We start from the raw sequence: 19759 nt of genomic DNA on the forward strand, positions 1-19759 counted from the left end.
GAGGATAATCGGAGCCTATAAAGCCTCGATTCCGTTTCACTGCATCGAGGCTACGACTCTACTACGACTCTACGACTCACGATGTATCCCAATTGGTATAACAATGGTCAATTACCGGCGTAATTTTGTGCTCGGTGGAACGTATTTCTTCACGGTTACTTTACGGATGCGGAATTCCCGGCAACTGGTTGAATCAATTAATTTGTTACGGATGGCTTTTCGTAAAACACGGGAGGCTAAACCTTTCCGGATAGACGCTATGGTGGTTTTGCCGGAGCATTTGCATAGCATTTGGACTTTACCGCCAGATGATAGCGATTATCCGGGAAGATGGAAGGCTATTAAGTCCATTTTTACTCGCGAGCTGGAAAAAAGCGGTGTACCTGTTGGTAAACGTAAAGACGGTAGCGCCTTAATCTGGCAACGCCGCTATTGGGAACATACGATCCGTGATGCCGACGATTTGAATCGCCATACCGATTACATTCACTTTAATCCGGTTAAACATGGCCTGGTGGAGCGTGTGATAGATTGGCCTTATTCGTCATTTCATCGCTATGTTCGACAAAGTTTATTGCCGCCAAATTGGGCGGGTGAAAATTTTGACGATATGAAATTGGGAGAGCCTGATTTTAAAAGTTGACATGCTCGATTCCGCTTTGCTTGCTAAACGAATTCTTCCTGCCATCTTTTAACTTTTTATCGAATATCACCCTCTACATCTCAGGTAAGTAGCCTGGATGAAACGCAGTGGAATCCGGGATAAGCGGAACCACTTGCCCCGGATTGCGCAAAGCTCCATCCGGGCTACTTGCTATCACAAACCGCCTATTCGCTGATGCCGCCTTGCGTCAAGTGCGAAGGCTCCAGCAATTTTTCCAATTCTTCCTGGCTCAAATCAGTCATTTCAGCGGCGACTTCAATAATAGGCCGGCCTTGCTTATAGGCTGCTTTGGCGACTTCAGCCGCTTTTGCATAGCCGATCAGCGGGTTTAAAGCCGTCACCAGAATAGGGTTTTTTGCCAATGCTTTTTGCAGGTTATCTTCCCTGACCGTAAAACCGGCGATGGCTTTATCGGCCAGCAGTCTGCTGACATTGCCCAGGAGCTCAATGCTTTGCAGGATATTGTAGGCGATTACCGGCAGCATGACATTCAACTGAAAGCTGCCGGACTGGCCGGCAAGGGTAATGGTCGCATCGTTGCCTATTACCTGCGCGGCGACCATAGCCGTAGCTTCCGGGATAACCGGGTTGACTTTACCCGGCATGATGCTGCTGCCAGGCTGCAAGGCCGTCAGTTCTATTTCTCCGAGACCTGCCAGAGGGCCGCTGTTCATCCAGCGCAAGTCATTGGCGATTTTCATTAAACTAACTGCGATCACTTTCATCTGGCCGGATAATTCAACCATGGCATCCTGCGTGCTCAGGCTTTCACAAAAAGACTCATTCGGTTTAAAGGGTAAGCCGGTTTCTTTACTTAAAACGCCGGCAAACCGCGCTGCAAACTCAGGGTGGGCGTTAATGCCGGTTCCAACTGCCGTGCCGCCCTGAGCCAATTTATAGACTCTGGGCAGGGCCGAATTAATCCGGTCTATGCCGTTGCGGATTTGCAAAGCCCAGCCGCTCAATTCCTGGCTCATGCGCACCGGCATTGCATCCATTAAATGCGTACGTCCGGTTTTAGTAATGTTATCTAATGATGCAGCTTTTTTTTCCAAAGTTTCGGCAAGATGAGTCAGGCTTGGCAACAGGTTTTTCCGGTATTCAATCGCCGCGCTGACATGAATGGCGGTGGGAATGACATCATTGCTGCTCTGCCCCCTATTAACGTGATCGTTGGCGCTGACATTTTGGCCAAGCATTCGGGTTGCCAGATTAGCCAGAACTTCATTGACATTCATATTGGTGCTGGTGCCGGAACCGGTTTGAAACACATCAATAGGGAAATGCTGCTGATGCTGTCCGTCAATGATTTGCTGCGCGGCCCGGATAATCGCGTTGCCCAGCGCAGCATCAAGCTCGCCCAGGTCCATATTGACCTTGGCCGCTGTTTTTTTGATCAGCGCCACGGTTTTAATAAAGGCGGGCGGCAAGGTTAAACCGCTGACCGGGAAGTTATTGATTGCCCGCTGCGTTTGTGCGCCATACAAAGCCTGCGCAGGGACTTCCAGTTCGCCCATGCTGTCTTTTTCTATTCGGTAATTTTCAGTCATTGCTTAACCTATTGATAAATTCTTCAACATTTCTTTGGTCGAACGGCCATGCCAGTTCATTTTGAGTTTCAGGATGATATAAAACAGGAATGCGGATAGCGTATTTTTCTTGCCATTGTTCAAATTCTGCAATATCGATGGTTTCAATCATCAGCTCAAAATCAGCTCGCAGATAATTATGGATAAGTTGTTCGGCTTGCTCGCAAAGATGGCAGCCGGAGGTGCCGAATAACACTAATCTCATCATTAATGTTTGGTCAGTTTATCCAGGTAGGCCATAAACAGGGCGGATATGACGAAGGTAAGATGGATCAGGACATACCACATTATTTTATCGTCGTCCGTAGTCTGGACATTCATAAAAATCTTTAATAAATGAATAGCCGAGATAGCAACAATGGAGGTGGAGACTTTAATCTTCAGGGCGCCGTAATCATGCTTTCCCAGCCAATCCAGCTTCTCCGTATCCTCTACAAGATCCATTTGCGAGACGAAATTTTCATAACCGCTAAACATGACGATGATCACCAGACTGGCAATTAAGGTAAGGTCAATTAAGGTCAGCAGCTTCAAGATTAGCTGAGACTCATCGACCTTTAGCACCAGCGGAAAGAAATGATAAAGTTCCTGAAAGAATTTTACGCATAGCGCCAGCAGAGCCAGACTCATGCCGAAATAAACCGGCGCCAGAAGCCAGCGGCTCGCATACATCAGTCTTTCCAGCGACCATTCTATTTTGTTTTTTTGAGTCATGCCTGCAAGCGCCTTGCTTAATGATGTATATGAGCTGAGAGCCAGCGTTCAGCCACTTCTTCCGCCATGCCTTTGCGCCGGGCATAATCTTGCAATTGATCCCGGTCTATTTTGCCGACATTAAAATATTGGGCTTCAGGGTGAGCAAAATACCAGCCGCTGACTGCCGATGCCGGATACATGGCGTAGCTTTCAGTCAATTCTATACTGGTATTTTCGGTAACATTCAGCAATTCAAATAACTTGCCTTTCTCGGTATGATCAGGGCAGGCAGGATAGCCCGGAGCAGGGCGTATGCCTTTATAAGCCTCATTAATCAATTCATCGGGGTCATAGGTTTCATCTATGGCATAGCCCCAGTAGTTTTTTCTGACGGCCTCGTGCATATATTCCGCAAACGCTTCCGCCAATCTGTCGGCCAGGGCTTTAAGCATGATTGAACTGTAATCATCATGATCCTGCTCGAATTCTTTCAGTTTTTTCTCTATGCCTATGCCTGTTGTTACGGCAAAGGCGCCGATATAATCGGCTCTGCCGCTGTCAACCGGGGCAATAAAATCCGACAGGCAATAATTGGGCCTGCCCGGCGCTTTGATATTTTGCTGCCGTAAATGGTGCAATACTTCCCGTTGACGAGTGCGGGAATCATCGCTATAAACTACGATGTCATCTCCGGCGCTATTGGCCGGAAAGAAGCCGATAACGGCGCGCGCAGTCAGCCATTGTTCATTGATGATTATTTTCAGCATGGACTGGGCGTCTTCAAACAGCTTTCGGGCTTCAATGCCGATAATTTTGTCATCGAGTATTTTCGGATAGCTTCCGGCCATTTCCCAGGTTTGAAAGAAGGGCGACCAATCGATATAGCGGGACAGAGTATTTAAGGGAAAGTCATTAATCACTTTCAGTCCTAAAAAAGACGGTTTTATCGGTTGCAGCGACGCGCCGTTAAATTTATTTTGCCTGGCTTCCTCAAGGGAATGCTGTTTGGTTTTGGCCTCCCTGCCTTTATGTCTTTCCCTGACCTCTTCATATTCATCCCGCACGCTTTTAACAAACTCTTCTTTCAGGTCGGCGCTTAACAGGTTGCTGGCTACGCCCACGCCTCGGGAAGCATCGGTTACATACACGGTAGGTCCCTGGTAGTTCGGAGCAATTTTAACGGCGGTATGCGCGCGCGAAGTGGTGGCGCCGCCTATCATCAACGGAATCGTAAAACCCTGGCGCTGCATTTCTCTGGCCATATGCACCATTTCATCAAGCGAGGGCGTAATAAGGCCGCTCAAGCCGATAATATCGACATTTTCCAGACGCGCTGTTTGCAAAATCTTTTCAGCAGGCACCATCACGCCCAGATCGATAACTTCATAGTTATTGCACTGCAACACCACGCCGACAATGTTTTTACCAATGTCATGCACATCGCCTTTCACCGTCGCCATCAGGATTTTGCCGTTGGTTTGGCGATCTTCTCCGGATTTGTCAGCTTCCATGAACGGCATTAAATAGGCGACGGCTTTTTTCATTACCCGTGCCGATTTGACTACTTGAGGCAGGAACATTTTACCGGAGCCAAATAAGTCGCCGACCACATTCATGCCGTCCATTAATGCGCCTTCAATGACATGCAAGGGCCGTTCGGCTTCCAGCCGCGCCTGTTCGGTATCTTCGTCGATATAATCGGTAATGCCTTTAACGAGGGCGTGTTCCAGCCGCTTGCTGACCGGCCAGCTGCGCCATTCCAGATTTTCCTGTTTGACCTCGCTGCTACTGCCATCACTGCGATATTTGGCGGCAAGTTCTAACAGTTTTTCTGTGCCGCTGCCATCATGGCGGTTTAATACGACATCTTCAACGGCGTTTCGCAAGTCCTCCGGAATGTCGGCATAGATCGCCAGTTGTCCGGCGTTGACAATGCCCATAGACATGCCGGCCTGAATAGCATGGTATAAAAACACCGCATGAATGGCTTCCCGCACCGGATTATTGCCGCGGAAAGAAAATGACACATTGGAAACGCCGCCGGAAATTAAGGCATGAGGTAAAGCCTGCTTGATTTCACGGGTGGCGTTAATAAAATCCAGGCCGTAATTATTGTGTTCATCAATGCCTGTGGCAATGGCGAAAATATTGGGATCGAAAATAATATCTTCAGGCGGGAAGCCGACTTGTTCAGTCAGGATTTTATAAGCGCGCCCGCATATGTCGACTTTTCTTTGCTTGGTATCCGCCTGGCCTTCCTCATCAAACGCCATGACGATTACCGCCGCGCCATAGCGACGGACAAGCGTGGCATGTTTAATAAAGGCCTGTTCACCTTCCTTAAGCGAAATGGAATTCACTACACCTTTGCCTTGCAGGCACTTAAGGCCGGCTTCCAGAATGTCCCATTTGGAGGAGTCGAGCATAATCGGCACTTTGGCAATATCCGGTTCTGATGCAATCAGCATCAAAAACCGCACCATCGCTTCTTTTGACTCCAGCATGCCTTCATCCATATTGATGTCGATGATTTGAGCGCCGTTCTCGACCTGCTGTTTGGCAACTTCCAGAGCCGCTTCAAAATTACCTTCAATAACCAGACGCTTGAACGCTAAAGATCCTGTGACATTAGTGCGCTCCCCGACATTGACAAACAGGGAATCCGGGCCAATGCTCATGGGTTCCAGACCCGCCAACCGGCATTGCTTTTCTATGACCGGAAGCACGCGGGGCTTGTAAGTGTGTACTGCTTCGACTATCGCCTTAATATGTTCGGGTGAAGTTCCGCAGCAGCCGCCGATAATATTCAAATAACCGCTTTTCGCCCAGTCTTCCAGCTCTTTCGCCATGGCTTCGGGTGATTCATCGTACTCCCCGAATTCATTAGGCAAACCGGCATTGGGGTGAGCGGAAACATGAGTATCTGCAATAAGCGATAATTCGGCGATGTATTGTCGAAGCTCCTTCGCGCCTAGAGCGCAGTTAAAGCCGAATGAAATCGGTTCCGCATGTTTTAGCGAATGCCAGAAAGCTGCAACCGTTTGTCCTGACAGCGTTCTGCCCGAGGCATCGGTAATGGTGCCGGAAATCATGACCGGCAGTTTATAGCCGAGTTGTTCATAAACCTGTTCGACAGCAAAAATGGCTGCTTTGGCGTTCAGGGTATCAAAAATGGTTTCAATGAGGATAATATCGGCGTCGCCGTCAATAAGCCCGCGCGCGGCATCCGTGTAGGCTTCCACGAGCTCATCAAAAGTAATATTGCGAAAGCCGGGATCATTGACATTGGGTGACATGGATGCCGTGCGGTTGGTAGGGCCCAGTACGCCGGCGACGAAACGCGGTTTGGCGGGTGTTTTCTGGCTAAACTCATCGGCTGACTGCTTGGCCAGACGAGCCGATTCAAGATTAATTTCATACGCCAGCGACTCCATTTTATAGTCAGCCATGGCAATACGCGTTGAATTAAAGGTATTGGTTTCAACAATATCTGAACCTGCTTCAAAATAAGCCGAATGTATGGCTTTAATGATATCCGGCTGGGTTAATGACAATAAATCGTTATTTCCCTTCAGGTCAACATCCCATGCCGCAAAACGCTCGCCGCGATAATCTTTTTCATCCAGCTTGTAGCTTTGGATCATGGTGCCCATGGCGCCGTCAAGGAATAAGATTCTTTGGGACAAGCACTGCTTTAATAATTCTGTTCTGCTCATGGAGATTGCCAATGATGTGTTGAATTATCCGAATATTATGATTGCTTAAAAAGCGCTCAAGCTATACTATTTTGTTCTATTTTTCAGGAAATGTGTATGTCAAAACCAACGATTATTCAGGTGATTAAAAGTACTCTGGCTGCTTTTATCGGAGTGCAAAGCACCAGGAATAGGCATCAGGCCTTTGAACAGGGATCACTAACAACCTATATTATTGCAGGGCTAATTTTCACTATTGTTTTTATTCTGGGACTCATCTTTCTTGTTTCAATCGTTTTAGGCGGCTAACGCTAATTTTGCTAACAGCTTCCCTGAAACTCACTACTGAGCATAACCATAAAAAAAGCCCAAGCACCGCTTGAGCTTTTGTTTATAACTTGCCCGGAAATTTTATTTACCTGCAGTCTTAAAACTTTGTTTTATGCTTTGAAATAATTCTTTCAGACCACCGAATAAATTGGTAAGGGAAATTTTTTCCTTCAGCATAAATTTGGTGCGAATAAATGCGACGGCCAGGAAACCAGCGAGTGGAGGCATTAATTCAAAAAACATTGACAATAAAGCACCTTTGATTCCCTGAAAACCGCCCTCATTCTTTCTATCGCCAATACTTGTTAAATCCCGTTCATAACCTGTGTCAGCTTCGCCGCCCCGGATTGACTCCAGAATAGAGACATTTAATTGAACTAACAATGTTTGCACAACAAAAAAAGCTATCACGCTAATGCCAACCCACATCAGCACATTACTAACATTAGCTTTTACAGCCGACTGATAAATCCAGACAGCTACAAAAATCATTACAATTCCACCTATCATAGTTATACCCTTTTTTTAATTATCATATTTTTGTTAGAAAGAAGAAAAGATATGCACATTTTAATGTCATGTTTGGGCCGTTCTTTTCAACGACTTTACACGATTCATATTTTTCCCGCCCCGGCGATGACTGCTTTTTAATTACGCCCTCTGCGACTGAATATTTAACTGCGATATTCATTTCATTAGTTCGACCGCGAGTGTCTGTTGCCTTGGTCTGAAGTACGCCGTTTTCTTGAAAGTCCCACTCGATAGTAACTGCCTTTTTCTCTCCATCCAATTTAGCCGATTCAGCATATAAATTCCATTTGCCCAGGATTTCAGAGTTATCTTTTAATGCGACGTCGGCATTAGCTGAAAGTGTAAAAAAGCTGGCCGCCAATACTATTATTTCAATGTAATTTTTCATCATTTCCTTACTCCTTATAGTTATTTATACCCTAAAAACAAATTATATCACATCGGCTTTGGAGCTATAAGTTTCATCCCGTTATCAAAGTTCATCCAATGTTTATCAACTTTTAAAATCAGCAAATAATAAATCTTGACTTTAACTTTCCCTAAAGTATCATTGATATTCCGCTTGCTATGTAATTAGCAATTTCTAAAATACAAAAATTATAGGTAGGGCATCCATGGGGTTCATCTTAGATCTCACTTCAATGTTAAAAGAACCAGCTGGCATGGTCGGCGCTGTTGTAGTTATAGCTGCTATTTATTTCCTTGTAAAATGGGTTTTTGCTCCGCACCCGGACGACGAAAAATAAGCCTTCAATAGATTCCGCTCATACCTGGGTCGCTACCGTTTCCTCGGAAGTCGGTGGCGGCCTTTTGTTTAATGTGTATTTTAATCTGTATATTTCAGAGACTTAAACAGCTAATTCTTTTATAATTTATACATTTTTTCGATTTTTCGAACCTTGAATGTATAAGTTTATAACATCTAAAATTTTAACTCTCCATTCCCGGAATACAAGTGCCACAGGCATTGGTTTATTTCGGCTTTTTTACGGATTAGTTACCTTACAGGAAATAATTTTCCTGGCGTATTTCAATCATTTGATTTTTGACCCTATTCCTTACCTGGATGTCGAATTTCCGATGATCCCCCTTTTTTTATATCTGTGGATGGTTGTAGCCTGTTTAATTGTTATTGGCTATCGCTATCGATTTGCTGTCATTTGTAATTACCTATTCTGGATTGTCTTTGTTAACTTCACCCCCATGCAGCGGGATTTTGATGGGGGATTTGATGCCTTAATGATTAGCGCAGGTTTTTTTCTGCTTTTCATGCCCGGCGACCGGGCATTTTCCATCGATAATCTTAGATACAAACTCAGCACGCCTTTTATTCATTATCGCTCGTTTATACCTCGAACTGTCTCGGATCTTGATTATTACCTGCCTGTAGCCATATGCCTTGGTTTTGTTTACTTTGACTCCGCCATCCATAAGCTTTTTGCTGAACATTGGCGACATGGCCTGGGTTCCTGGCTACCCTTGACCCAGCCCTATTATGTTTCAGCCATTGATACCTCATATTTGCTGAATAATGAGCTTCTGCAAAAAACTATTGGTTATGCCGTTATAATTTTTCAGTTTACTTTTATATTCCTGTTCGCCAACTCCCGGTTCCGCATAATTTATTTATTAATCGGTCTGGGTTTACATGTGGGCATCATCCTGTTTTTAAATGTTTATCCTTACGGAATGGGAATGCTTATATTTTATATCTTGCTTATTCCCCGCCAATGGTTGGAGACAGTGGGGAACCGGGTCAAAGCCAAAAGCTCAGCTCTTGTCGTGTTCTACGATCAGCAATGCCCCTTATGCAACCGTGCCGTGCTTAGCCTTAATCATTTTGATATATTCAGATGCATAGACTTTAAAAGCGCCCAGGAACATGCCGCTCATTATCCGGCGCTTGCTTCTTTCAGCCAGGATACATTGTTAACCGACTTATATGCTTTGGATAAAAACAACCGTATCTATTACGGGCTGGATACTTACATTCGGATTTTTATAAAAATGCGCTATTTAGCGCCGCTCGGGTTGATATTAAGTCTTCCCGTCATATACCAGTGTGCTTCAAAACAATACCGCACAATTGCCGACTCACGCATTCGTCTTCCATGCTCAGCAGAATGTCCTGTGCCTTCCAAACTGCAGGACGATACTTTTTATCATCGGATTTTTGAAGGTATTGCTGTCCGCAAACCCAAGGCATTTCTCAGAAAGTTTGCAAAAATACTCACTGCACTTCTGCTTTTGCAATTAAACAGTTCCATACACTACGGAATTATTTACAGGCTGCATATTGATACCCGGCAAAACCCTGTCATCGCCGCTATTTCCCAAGCCAGCAATTCCCTTATCCAAATTTCCCATACCTTTTTCGGCATTACTCCGCATGCGCTTTACCTGCACGATCATTTTGCCGGCTATGATCATATTTTAGCGATCACCTATATCGACCCCCTTGGTATTGAGCGTTGGCTGCCCTTTGTGAATGAGCAGGGCCGGCTGCTTGCGCCGAATTGGGGCCGCGTTCAATCCATGTGGGCCAATATTGCCGTTACCCCTACCATTGATAATCAGCGATTACATAAATTTATTATGAAAGTTACGGCGTTCTGGGGCATAAAAACAGGGCTGATTCTCGATAATACCCGCTTTCATATCAAGCTTAAAAAAATCAGCTCGCCTGTTTACTGGGTTCATGATCAGTTGCATCAGAATTTTGAATCTGAATGGCAAACTATTGGAACTGTAAAATGGGCTAAAAATATAATATCATTTGATTTGCCTGAAGATATTAATTCGTTGTGACTGTTCAGGTCAGGTAATAAACTTTTATTATTGCAACATAATTCCAGTCATGATATAAAACACCCGTGCTTTTATAAATTGGCGCACAATAAATAAAAATAATTTAAACCCCTTTGGAGGATATTCATTATGAAAAAAGTTTTATCACTTTTAGCTCTTACATTAATGCTCGTTGGCTTAGCTGGCTGCATAGACAATCCGGATGATTCAAAGCAAAAAGTTTCCAGTTCCATTACACTTTAAACAAAGCGTTCCGCACCACCAAAAAACCCAGCCTGGCTGGGTTTTTTGTTTTAAATCAGAAGACTTTTCATAAAAACAGAGATTAAGGTTGCTTAACTGCCTGGCTTTTGATATTCAATCTTGAGAAAGAATTATCCTTTACCCCGGGTTCGGGTGCGGGCGGGACATTTATCTTTGCTGATTTCCAGCGTTTCAAACCGTTTTTCAATAAATTGAATAATTAAATCGGCAATATCCTTGTTACTGGCTTCTTCAATTCCTCGCAATCCCGGAGAAGAATTGACTTCCATTATTACCGAACCGTGATTGGAACGAAGCATATCAACGCCACAGACATTTAAGCCCATGATTTTAGCTGCCCGCACCGCCGTTGAGCGCTCTTCAGGCGTTAATCGAATTAAAGTAGCAGAACCGCCGCGGTGCAAATTTGAGCGAAACTCCCCATCTGCCCCTTGCCGTTTCATGGCGGCTACCACTTTGTCTCCCACTACAAAGCAGCGGATATCACTGCCGCCGGCTTCCTTGATAAATTCCTGCACCATAATATCAGCTTTCAGGCCCATGAAAGCCTGAATAACGCTTTCAGCGGCATTATGGGTTTCTGCCAGAACGACGCCGATCCCCTGCGTACCCTGCAATAATTTAATCACCAGCGGAGCACCGCCTACCTGGGTAATCAAATCTTCAATATCATCGGGATTATTGGCAAAGCCTGTTACCGGCAGACCGATGCCTTTTCGGGCCAGTAACTGGACTGAGCGTAATTTATCGCGCGAACGCGATATGGCCACAGATTCATTTAAGGGCAGTACATTCATCATTTCAAATTGTCTCAATACCGCCGTACCGTAAAAGGTAACTGAAGCCCCAATGCGGGGAATAACGGCATCAAATCCTGTTAAGTCTTCGCCTCTATAATGGATGGACGGGTTATGGGAAGTAATATTCATGTAGCAACGCAATATATCCAAAACCCGTACGTGATGCCCTCGCGCTTCTGCAGCTTTAACCAGTCGATGAGTCGAATATAACTTGGGGTTACGAGATAAAATAGCAATTTTCATAAAAAATCATTTCTCTACGGCACAGGATAAATCTTATTTTGGCACGAAATAAATCAATAAGCATTAGGAAGGGATTCCAGAGTTACTATAAATGCTTTACTGGCGCCTACTTTAATGATAAAAACTATTTAAGAAACAATTGATTAAATTCCGATAAATTATTTAGCCTGAATAGTCAGGGTAAGCCTGCACCCTGATTTTCAGGCTGGAGAAGAAGCGAAGAAGTAAAATGGAAATAGGCCGGATTAAGATCAAAACGGCGAATGACCGGCAAATGCCGGCGCGTCCTGTTGATCTGTTAATTGCCATCAAACTCATAGTTCAGTTTTATTCGTTGCGATTCACCCGTTTGCGTTTCAACATTGAGCGATTCGGTAAGTTTGCGTTTCAAAATCAGCAATGCCTGTTTATTAAACAACCCTACTTTGGCGCCGACATAAAAGTCCGGCGTCAGTTGACGGCCCATCGCAAGCAATGTGTCCTGAAAGGTTTTGCCTTCTTCAACTTCCAGTTGATCGATTCCCAGTTTGTCAGTAAGCCAGGATAGCCGTCCCGCACCGTAAGACAAGGCTGCACCGGCAATCATGTTGCCTTCTGACTGGCTGACCTGGTTTAACGGCTTGCCTGTAATCAGGTAGGCGAGCGCTTCGGTTTCCGGCAGCGCAGGTTCAGAATATATGCGGGTTTGCGGTGTCTGTAAGGGCCCTGTCAAGCTGAGAATCGCAGTAACTTTCTTATTATTTGAAACCCGTATAGCTTCGACATCCAGCCAGGGATTATCGACTGGGCCGTTAAAGGCGAAACGGCCTTTGCGAACTGTTAAATCCTGACCATAACTTTTATAAGTCGCCTCCTTCATTTCAACACTGCCATGCATAGCCATTTTTTCTCCGCTTTTAATAATCTTCAATTTACCTTTCAGACTGGTTTTCAGCCCCTGGCCGGTAAAAGTTACTTTCTCGCCGAGTTCAATCTCTATATCCGCATCGATACCGGGAGCCGCAGGAACGTCTTCTTCAGCTTGTGTTTGCCCGAGAATAATTTCATCATTGCTGACCTTTACGGCATTTTCAGGAAGCTGTTTAAGCTGCATTATTGCTTTCGGCACCTTTAATCTGCCTGTGACCTGACCCTGGGCATCAGCAAATTCCAGTTTTAATGCCGGCGAGACAGTTATTTGTGCTTCCGGCAGTTTGGCAATTTCAAAATTTTCTCCGGTCAGCCTTAAGTTAACAGGCCAGCCTGCTTCTGCCTGTAAAAGCATATCGCCATTCAGCCTAACGAAGCCTTTACCCGATTTTGCCGAACCGGTGATCCGGATAAGCTCGGTATTATCGGCTGAAGCAAGGGCGTCAAGATAAATATCATGAAGGCCAAGACCAAATTCCGGTATCTCAACAGCCGCACCGGCAAGATGTATTGCCCCGGTTACTACCGGCTTTTTTATGAGGCCCTGCACTGACAGATCGGTTTTAAGCTGGCCTTGAATGCCCGACAGTTCGGGAAAGAATGGCTTAAACAAATCAAATTCAACAATAGAGCCGGTGATTCGGCCCGATATGGCCTGGGTTTTTCCGGTATCAATTTGCAGCTGGCCCCGCATATAATCCTTGGCTGCCAAGGCCAGATTCATATCAGCTGAAACAGCATTACCGTGAATTTTGCCGGACAGGGAAGAGGCGCCCAGCCGAATACCGGTTGTCACGTCTTTGGTCCGGACTGTTATTTTCGCATCAGCAGGTATGTTGAGTCCGTAATGCCCTGTGAGCAGCCGGTTGTTCTTGCGCAGCTCGGCATCGGCATTAATAACGCCATTCAGTTTTACCTGCTGAGGCAAATAAGGCTGCATGAGCGCCAAAGGCACAGCCGCGGCTTTCAGGTCGAACTGAAAATCGCCGCCGGCAAGATAATAGCCCTCGGTGCAAATAAACGCGGCTTGCTGAATCAGACAGCCTTTATCCAAAGCCGCATTAACACCGGAAGACTTTTGCGTTATTCGCATGCCCATGTTTTTTTCAAGCTGCCAAACTCCCCAATCCCGTGTTGTCAAATTCAGCCTGCTAAGATCGCCTTGCCATGTATCAGTCTTGACCCCTCCTTTTAACGCTGCCGATACAAGGCCGTACGAAGAATTGATATCGGCTTTGAAAGTATGCTGTTTGATTGTGCCTCTGCCATCAACAAGCAGTTTTGACAGTTGAATGTCGCCGCTTTTGATTGCCTGTGCAGATAAATCCAAGGTGGAGATTTTTTGGCTATCCGGATGGTAATCGATGTTTATCGCTAACTGCTCGGCCCGGTGCTCAGCAAAATGCAGGCGCTTGCCTTTAGCCTGAAATTTTACGGCAGGATTTTTCCAGGCTCCCTGCAAATGCCCGCTTCCTTTCAAATAACCGCCCAGGTTCGGCCACAGGGAAGCTAAATTCGGCGCGTTAATAGATATTTCAAGAGCGCCCTGTTTAGGGCTTAGCATGCCGTTTACCGCAAGTTTGTCGGCCCCGGATTTAACACGAAGCCCATCAACCTTGAGCTGATCGCCTGCCAAGGCCAGTTTGCCGTGGGCGCTGACCGGATAGCCCCGCAGTTTCCCGGACAGACTGTCTATATCCGCATCAAGCTGCAACGCTTCTTCAGCCAGTTTGCCTTTGAGATGAGTGCTGAAAGTCAGATTGCCCGGCATCTCCTTAAGCACTATGGCGGGATTGAAATGCTGCCCTTTGGCAACCAGATTAAAAGCCGGGGAAGCCTTCCAGGATACATTTCCATTAATAGTAAGCAAGCCGCTTGCCGATTTCAGCTCCAGCTTTTCAATAGTCATGGCGTCCTGACTGCCTTTGCCGTTAAACGATAAGCCTGCTTTTTGTAAATACTGCTGGCTTAACTGCCCGTTTAAAATGATTTTATAATCAGTCAGCAAGCCGTTTATTTCAAAATATCCCTGTTCGCTTTTAATCTGCGGCGCGGCGCCGTTAATCGGCCACTTGATATTTTGCCAATCGCCGCGCGCTGCAATGTGCGGGTTATCCAGCAGATTTTCCAGATCGCCTTTTAAAATTAACTGGAAAGGCGAAGATAAATTATTAGCGAAGGCCAGTTTATGCAGGTCTCCTTTCACTGTCGTTAAACCTTGCCAAAGCCCGTTTTCTTTCGCATCAAATCGCCAGTTCATCGTTAAATTTAAAGGGAAGCCTTTGCCCAAAGTGACCTCTCCCTGTAAGGATGCGGCAAGCGGTTGGGCATTAGCTGTCAATGAAGCAATTTTAAGCCGGCCGTCTTCAGTCGCTGCTGACAAGTGCAGTTTTTCCAGCCTGTGCACCTGGCTGCCGATCTGCAACTGCAGGTCAGTCAGCAGGAAATTTTCAATCACAACCTGCACCGGCAAGCCTAGCTCGGCTTCAAAATCAAAGCTGTCTTTTTTCTGTTCTTGGGTTTCAATAATGCTGACGTTTAAGCCATCCAGGCCAAGTTCAACGATTTTCAATGTCCCGGAAAACAGCTCAAGAGGCTGCCATGCGAAAATAAGACTTTTAATATCAATGGCTTGCGAGTCAGTTTGATAATGAATATTGTTAAGTAAAAGACGATCGCTTAACCGGCCTTGTATTGTTTCTACAGAAACCTGTGCCGGCAAAGTTGCGAAAACCTGCCGCAACAGCCAGCGGCTGCCTGTTTCGCTGCTGATCAATACCACTAGACCGGCCGGGATAATCAGAATTATCAACAGGACAATCAGGATGAGGCGTTTCCTCATATTCTTGCGCCTGCGGCAAAGTGAATGCGAAATGAAGAACTTGCCTCATTCATGGGCACTGCGAAATCCACCCGAACCGGGCCAATGGGCGAATACCATCTTATTCCCAATCCTGCCCCGGTTTTAAAATTGATGCTATTGAGATTATAAGCATTGCCGGTGTCAATAAAGGCAGCGATACCCCAGTTATCCAGAACAGCCTGTTCGTATTCAACGCTGACTACGCTCAGAAATCGGCCGCCTTCGATATTTCCGAAACTATCTTTGGGCCCCAGTTCTTTATAATCATAACCCCGAACGCTATTAATGCCGCCCGCATAGAACCGGTATGAGGTCGGCAGTTTATCAAAGCGGTCGACCAGCATTGCCCCCTGGTCAGTGCGGGCGATAAATTTCCCCTTCCAGGGCATTGGGTGAACCCAGACTGCTGATAGCGCCCCTTGCGCAAAACTGACATCGGAAAGAGGATTTTTATAGCTGCCGCTGACTTCAAATTTTAATCGATAGCCTTTAGTCGGACGCAGCAGATTATCCGAGACAGAACGCAGCCAACTGGCGCCCGGCGCCAGTAACAGCGTTTTACCTGATTGTGTTCCTGTATCAAAATCCTCGTAGCTAAGATCAAGGAACAGCGTCTGCTTCCAGCCGCTGGCAAACGCATGTTTTAAAAGCCCCGAAAGTTTCGCTGATTTGGACTTGAAAGTATCGGTATTTTCATACTTAAGACCGCCGCCCAAGGTGAAAGCATCACTGACGGGATTCTCAAGAGGCACGTTGTATTGCACATCGGCAGTCGATAACACCGGTGAGATATCGATAGTGGAAGTAAGATAATGCCCTCTGCGGTTTAAGCGCCGATTAATATAAGAAGCGCTTGCCAAAGGGCCTATATCGGTATCAAAGCCCAGGCCGAAAGTATAATGGTGGCGGTTTTTAGGATGCAGTTTAATGGTGACCGGCACCTGCTGACCCGTATTTTCAGTTTCAGGGAGTATTTCTACCGTCTCGAAATAACCACTTTGTGAAAGCGCATTATAGGTTTTACCCAGGCCCTCACTGGTATAAAATTCTCCTTCTTTTATCTGAATATATTTTTTTACAAAGTCAGGATTTAATATGTCCTGTTCCACGGCAATTTCGCCAAAGTACATGCGTTTTTGCGAATCAAATACCCATTTGATTCGGGCAGTATTGCCCTCTTTATCGATCAACAGTTTTTTTTCTGTAAAATTCCCGTTCAGATAACCCCTTTCCAGCGCCAGGGATTCGATGCGGCTTTTCATCTTTTCATAATAACCATGATGGAGAGGGCTGCCGGGTTTTAACTGAAAGGTGTCAGGCAATTTTTGAAAGGCGGGATCATTCCGGGCATCGCCGAGAATGGAAAAATCGATAGCGCTGACAATGACCCGCGGCCCGGCATTAATATCAAAGCCGGCATTCCAGCAGGCCTTGTTGAAAGCCAGTGATTTTTTAATAACGGCATGGTAATAACCTAAAGCCCGCAAAGCCACATCAATTTCCTGATCGGCCTTTGCGAATAACCCGCGTATTTTCCATTCCGGTGCGTTGCATTTTTCCTTTCCTAGGGACAGCATTAGCCGGACATTATCTTCAGCTTCCCCTTTAAGGCCGGAAACCGAAACTTCAGCATTAACCATGAGCGCTGGAAGGTAAAGCATCAGGATTAATGATGCGGCTCTCATGGGCTGGGAAATCCGCTTGATCATGCACAGCGCCAGAGCTCTGTATTCACCCATATCCATACCTTTTGCCTGCAGGCCTTATTGATAATTTCTATTTTGGTTGAAGCAAGAGACTTTAACCATCTTTTTCTAAACCGAAAATACTCTCACGGGTCCGGCTGATCTTTGCTGAAGAATACCCAACCTGTTCCAATAGTGAATGTTAAAATACAGTATTCACTATACGTTTCCTAATTATGACCTCGACGTTAATACAAATGGCGGTATTGATTGCCTGTGGCGCTGTCTGGCGAATTATAAAGCCAGGAAGTTTGTCGGCAGAGCAAACCAGGCCGGTGCTGACCACGGTCGTGTATTATTTATTTTTGCCGGCAATGATTCTGGAGGTATTGTGGACTTCGAAAATTGGCCTGCAGTCTTTGCAATATACGCTGTTAGGCGTGGCGAGCCTTTTTGTCGGCATGCTGTGTATCTGGTTAGCCGGGCGAGCTTTTAAATTTGAAAATAAACAATTTGGCGCCATGCTGCTTGCCGCTATATTTCCCAATGTGACTTATCTGGGCTTGCCGGTGCTGGAACAGACTTTCGGCGCGTGGGCGCGATCGGTTGCGATACAAATTGACCTGTTTGCGACCTCGCCGGTGTTATTTACAGCCGGTATTATGGCGGCCCGGCATTACGGCGAAGATAATTCCGGAAAGCACCCATCCGTCTTGTCCTTTTTAAATGCGCCGCCTTTTTGGACGGCCATTATTGCTGTCCTGCTCAATCTAAACAATATCGCCATGCCTGGCTGGCTGGCCGGTATTTTGCAGAAATTATCCGCCGGCGTCGTGCCGATCATGTTGTTTTCCCTGGGGTTGGCGCTCAGCTGGCGCGCCGTGACTTACAGGAACTTGCCATTTGTACTGCCGGTTATCCTCATAAAAATGGTGTTAATGCCCTGGTTTGCTTTATGGTTTGTAGGGCTGTTAACCTTGGGCGGCGGTTATAAGGCGGCAGCCGTGCTTGATATCGCCATGCCGAGCATGGTTTTAGGCATCGTTTTTTGTGATCGCTATCATCTTGACAGCTCGCTCTATGCGATGGCGGTAACGGTAACGACTGCCTTAAGCCTGGTCATGCTGCCGTTCTGGCATGGCATATTAATGAAGATGAGTTTTTAAATGAATCCAACACTGGAAATCTTCTCCCAGGGAGAAGAAATTGTTAGCGGCCAAACGGTTGATACCAACGCCGCATGGCTGTCTCAACAGGTGATGCAAATGGGCTTTAAGGTAACGCGCCATACGGCCGTAGGGGACAAACTGGATGACCTGGTAGTTTTGCTCAGGGAGATTTCAGCGCGTGCGGATTGCTGCATTTGTACGGGCGGCCTGGGGCCCACGAGTGATGACCTGACTGCCGAAGCCGTCGCTGAAGCTTTCGGCTTGCCGCTGGAATTTGACAGCGTTGCATTTGCACAGATCAAACTTTTTTTTGCCCGCAGAAACAGGGTAATGCCTGAAGTAAACCGCAAACAGGCGCTGTTTCCCAAAGGCGCCGAGCGCATAGATAATGCATGGGGAACGGCGCCCGGATTCTCCCTGCAATCAGGACGCTGCTGGTTCGCTTTTGTGCCCGGCGTGCCTATGGAAATGCAGCATTTATTTCTGGAAACAATAAAGCCGGGACTTAAAAGCCGCTTTTCCCTAAAACCCGGCAAATTAATCAGCATTAAAACGATAGGCATCGGCGAGTCCGATATTCAGGAACGGATCAGCGCCGTTGCCATACCGTCTCAGGTTCAGTTGGGTTTTCGCGCAGGTGCCGATGAAGTTCAAACCAAGCTGTTGTTCCCGAATGATTATTCGGAAACGGCCATGGCGGCATTGGCGACTAGTGTTGCGAGTCAGCTGGGAGAACATGTTTTTGCTATTGACGGCCTGGCTGAACCCACAGGCGACCTGGTTGCTGTTGTAGATAAGCTGATGAACGCCGGAAAGCATACTCTGGCTGTTATTGAAACGGCCAGCCAGGGTTTGCTGAGCGCTAAATGTATCGGGACGCACTGGCTGCTCAGCACGCTTTATGAACAATCTCTGTCAAGACTGGGGCAAAAATTCTCGGTTGAAATTAATGCTGATGACTTGATGGCAACTGCGCAAGCCCTGGCCGCCGCCATGCAAAAATCCAGCGCCGCCGAGTTTGTGCTCGTTCAGCTCTATGCAGGGGATAATAAAGCTTTGCACGACAAAGACCAGTCCATTGTCCTGTACAACGTTCTGCTGACGGGAGCTGAATTTCATCAAGCCGTCTATTCTATAGGCGGCCCCATCAAGCGCAAGCAAAATCAGGCGGCGCTATTGGCGCTGGATTTATTACGGCGGTGTTTGCGGCATACATAGTTTGTCGGCAAACGAGGTAAAACTGTAATTTATTGTCATTAATACCTGAAACAAGGAAGATATGCTGAAACTTTATTACTAATTGTTAGGCTTTTTGGATAATCACAATGCAAAATATTCAACCTCCACCAGATGTAATTTTCTCCATTCCTGCGGATTTACCTATTCCCTTAGAAGCTGTTTGGAAATTCATCTTTTCGCCCATAAGGTATCAATTTTGATTATGAAATAAATAGTATGAGCACAAAAAACGGAAAAAACGTTACCCGAGTAATTTGAGTGAGGGGGCATGGCG

14 protein-coding genes are annotated in these 19759 nt (G+C 46.1%); 5 read left to right on the forward strand and 9 right to left on the reverse strand.

What is annotated here, in order from left to right; all coding sequences use genetic code 11:
- Positions 1–103: 103 nt before the first annotated feature.
- Complete coding sequence (locus HUX64_RS16500; protein ID WP_174627309.1) at positions 104–643, forward strand: REP-associated tyrosine transposase; 540 nt, start codon at positions 104–106, stop codon at positions 641–643.
- A gap of 185 nt (positions 644–828) precedes the next feature.
- Here the strand turns inward: HUX64_RS16500 and HUX64_RS16505 are convergent, their stop codons facing one another.
- Genes HUX64_RS16505 through metH form a run of 4 tightly spaced genes read right to left on the reverse strand, consistent with a single transcriptional unit; the run spans position 829 to position 6665 of the window.
- Positions 829–2214: a class II fumarate hydratase gene (locus HUX64_RS16505; protein ID WP_174627310.1), complete on the reverse strand. Its 1386-nt coding sequence runs from the start codon at positions 2212–2214 to the stop codon at positions 829–831.
- A complete protein-coding gene (locus HUX64_RS16510) occupies positions 2207–2461 on the reverse strand; it encodes a glutaredoxin family protein (RefSeq protein WP_246247087.1) in 255 nt (84 codons plus the stop codon). Before HUX64_RS16510 ends, HUX64_RS16505 begins: the two co-directional genes overlap by 8 nt.
- The gene (locus tag HUX64_RS16515; RefSeq protein WP_217426583.1) at positions 2461–2967 is read right to left on the reverse strand and encodes a TIGR00645 family protein; all 507 of its coding nucleotides are present in this window, start codon (positions 2965–2967) and stop codon (positions 2461–2463) included. The genes HUX64_RS16510 and HUX64_RS16515 overlap by 1 nt, the downstream gene beginning before the upstream one ends.
- 17 nt (positions 2968–2984) lie before the next feature.
- Complete coding sequence (metH, locus tag HUX64_RS16520; protein WP_174627311.1) at positions 2985–6665, reverse strand: methionine synthase; 3681 nt, start codon at positions 6663–6665, stop codon at positions 2985–2987.
- Positions 6666–6761: 96 nt separating this feature from the next.
- Here metH and HUX64_RS16525 point away from each other — a divergent pair, with 96 nt between their 5' ends.
- Complete coding sequence (locus tag HUX64_RS16525; RefSeq protein ID WP_174627312.1) at positions 6762–6953, forward strand: DUF2970 domain-containing protein; 192 nt, start codon at positions 6762–6764, stop codon at positions 6951–6953.
- 102 nt (positions 6954–7055) lie between these two features.
- On the opposite strand, the gene HUX64_RS16530 is transcribed toward HUX64_RS16525, so the two are convergent.
- Positions 7056–7484, reverse strand: a complete 429-nt coding sequence (locus tag HUX64_RS16530; protein WP_174627313.1) for a hypothetical protein — start codon at positions 7482–7484, stop codon at positions 7056–7058.
- 22 nt (positions 7485–7506) lie between these two features.
- Positions 7507–7896 carry a hypothetical protein gene (locus HUX64_RS16535; protein WP_246247088.1) on the reverse strand — a complete coding sequence of 130 codons (390 nt, stop codon included), beginning with the start codon at positions 7894–7896 and terminating at the stop codon, positions 7507–7509.
- A 512-nt stretch (positions 7897–8408) separates the two neighbouring features.
- Here HUX64_RS16535 and HUX64_RS16540 point away from each other — a divergent pair.
- Positions 8409–10313 (forward strand): DCC1-like thiol-disulfide oxidoreductase family protein, encoded by a 1905-nt coding sequence (locus HUX64_RS16540; protein WP_174627314.1) that lies wholly within the window; start codon positions 8409–8411, stop codon positions 10311–10313.
- 374 nt (positions 10314–10687) lie between these two features.
- On the opposite strand, the gene rimK is transcribed toward HUX64_RS16540, so the two are convergent.
- The 3 genes from rimK to HUX64_RS16555 form a co-directional block, all read right to left on the reverse strand.
- Positions 10688–11620, reverse strand: a complete 933-nt coding sequence (gene rimK, locus HUX64_RS16545) for a 30S ribosomal protein S6--L-glutamate ligase (protein WP_174627315.1) — start codon at positions 11618–11620, stop codon at positions 10688–10690.
- Between the two features lie 298 nt (positions 11621–11918).
- Entirely contained in the window at positions 11919–15371 is a 3453-nt protein-coding gene (locus tag HUX64_RS16550; RefSeq protein WP_174627316.1) for a translocation/assembly module TamB domain-containing protein, read from the reverse strand.
- Positions 15368–17137: an autotransporter assembly complex protein TamA gene (locus HUX64_RS16555; protein WP_246247089.1), complete on the reverse strand. Its 1770-nt coding sequence runs from the start codon at positions 17135–17137 to the stop codon at positions 15368–15370. Before HUX64_RS16555 ends, HUX64_RS16550 begins: the two co-directional genes overlap by 4 nt.
- A 176-nt stretch (positions 17138–17313) precedes the next feature.
- On the opposite strand from HUX64_RS16555, the gene HUX64_RS16560 reads away from it, so the two are divergent.
- Both HUX64_RS16560 and HUX64_RS16565 read left to right on the forward strand, forming a co-directional pair.
- Complete coding sequence (locus tag HUX64_RS16560) at positions 17314–18243, forward strand: AEC family transporter (protein ID WP_174627317.1); 930 nt, start codon at positions 17314–17316, stop codon at positions 18241–18243.
- Complete coding sequence (locus tag HUX64_RS16565) at positions 18244–19464, forward strand: competence/damage-inducible protein A (protein WP_174627318.1); 1221 nt, start codon at positions 18244–18246, stop codon at positions 19462–19464.
- Positions 19465–19759 lie beyond the last annotated feature (295 nt).

It is taken from the genome of Candidatus Methylobacter favarea (assembly GCF_902806695.1).
Classification (GTDB): domain Bacteria; phylum Pseudomonadota; class Gammaproteobacteria; order Methylococcales; family Methylomonadaceae; genus Methylobacter_B; species Methylobacter_B favarea.

Excerpts from the sequence above, each read along its gene's own strand:
- HUX64_RS16500 (WP_174627309.1), top strand. The coding sequence starts at position 104 with ATGGTCAATTACCGGCGTAATTTTGTGCTCGGTGGAACGTATTTCTTC.
- HUX64_RS16505 (WP_174627310.1), bottom strand. The coding sequence starts at position 2,214 with ATGACTGAAAATTACCGAATAGAAAAAGACAGCATGGGCGAACTGGAA.
- HUX64_RS16510 (WP_246247087.1), bottom strand. The coding sequence starts at position 2,461 with ATGATGAGATTAGTGTTATTCGGCACCTCCGGCTGCCATCTTTGCGAG.
- HUX64_RS16515 (WP_217426583.1), bottom strand. The coding sequence starts at position 2,967 with ATGACTCAAAAAAACAAAATAGAATGGTCGCTGGAAAGACTGATGTAT.
- metH (WP_174627311.1), bottom strand. The coding sequence starts at position 6,665 with ATGAGCAGAACAGAATTATTAAAGCAGTGCTTGTCCCAAAGAATCTTA.
- HUX64_RS16525 (WP_174627312.1), top strand. The coding sequence starts at position 6,762 with ATGTCAAAACCAACGATTATTCAGGTGATTAAAAGTACTCTGGCTGCT.
- HUX64_RS16530 (WP_174627313.1), bottom strand. The coding sequence starts at position 7,484 with ATGATAGGTGGAATTGTAATGATTTTTGTAGCTGTCTGGATTTATCAG.
- HUX64_RS16535 (WP_246247088.1), bottom strand. The coding sequence starts at position 7,896 with ATGATGAAAAATTACATTGAAATAATAGTATTGGCGGCCAGCTTTTTT.
- HUX64_RS16540 (WP_174627314.1), top strand. The coding sequence starts at position 8,409 with ATGTATAAGTTTATAACATCTAAAATTTTAACTCTCCATTCCCGGAAT.
- rimK (WP_174627315.1), bottom strand. The coding sequence starts at position 11,620 with ATGAAAATTGCTATTTTATCTCGTAACCCCAAGTTATATTCGACTCAT.
- HUX64_RS16550 (WP_174627316.1), bottom strand. The coding sequence starts at position 15,371 with ATGAGGAAACGCCTCATCCTGATTGTCCTGTTGATAATTCTGATTATC.
- HUX64_RS16555 (WP_246247089.1), bottom strand. The coding sequence starts at position 17,137 with ATGGATATGGGTGAATACAGAGCTCTGGCGCTGTGCATGATCAAGCGG.
- HUX64_RS16560 (WP_174627317.1), top strand. The coding sequence starts at position 17,314 with ATGACCTCGACGTTAATACAAATGGCGGTATTGATTGCCTGTGGCGCT.
- HUX64_RS16565 (WP_174627318.1), top strand. The coding sequence starts at position 18,244 with ATGAATCCAACACTGGAAATCTTCTCCCAGGGAGAAGAAATTGTTAGC.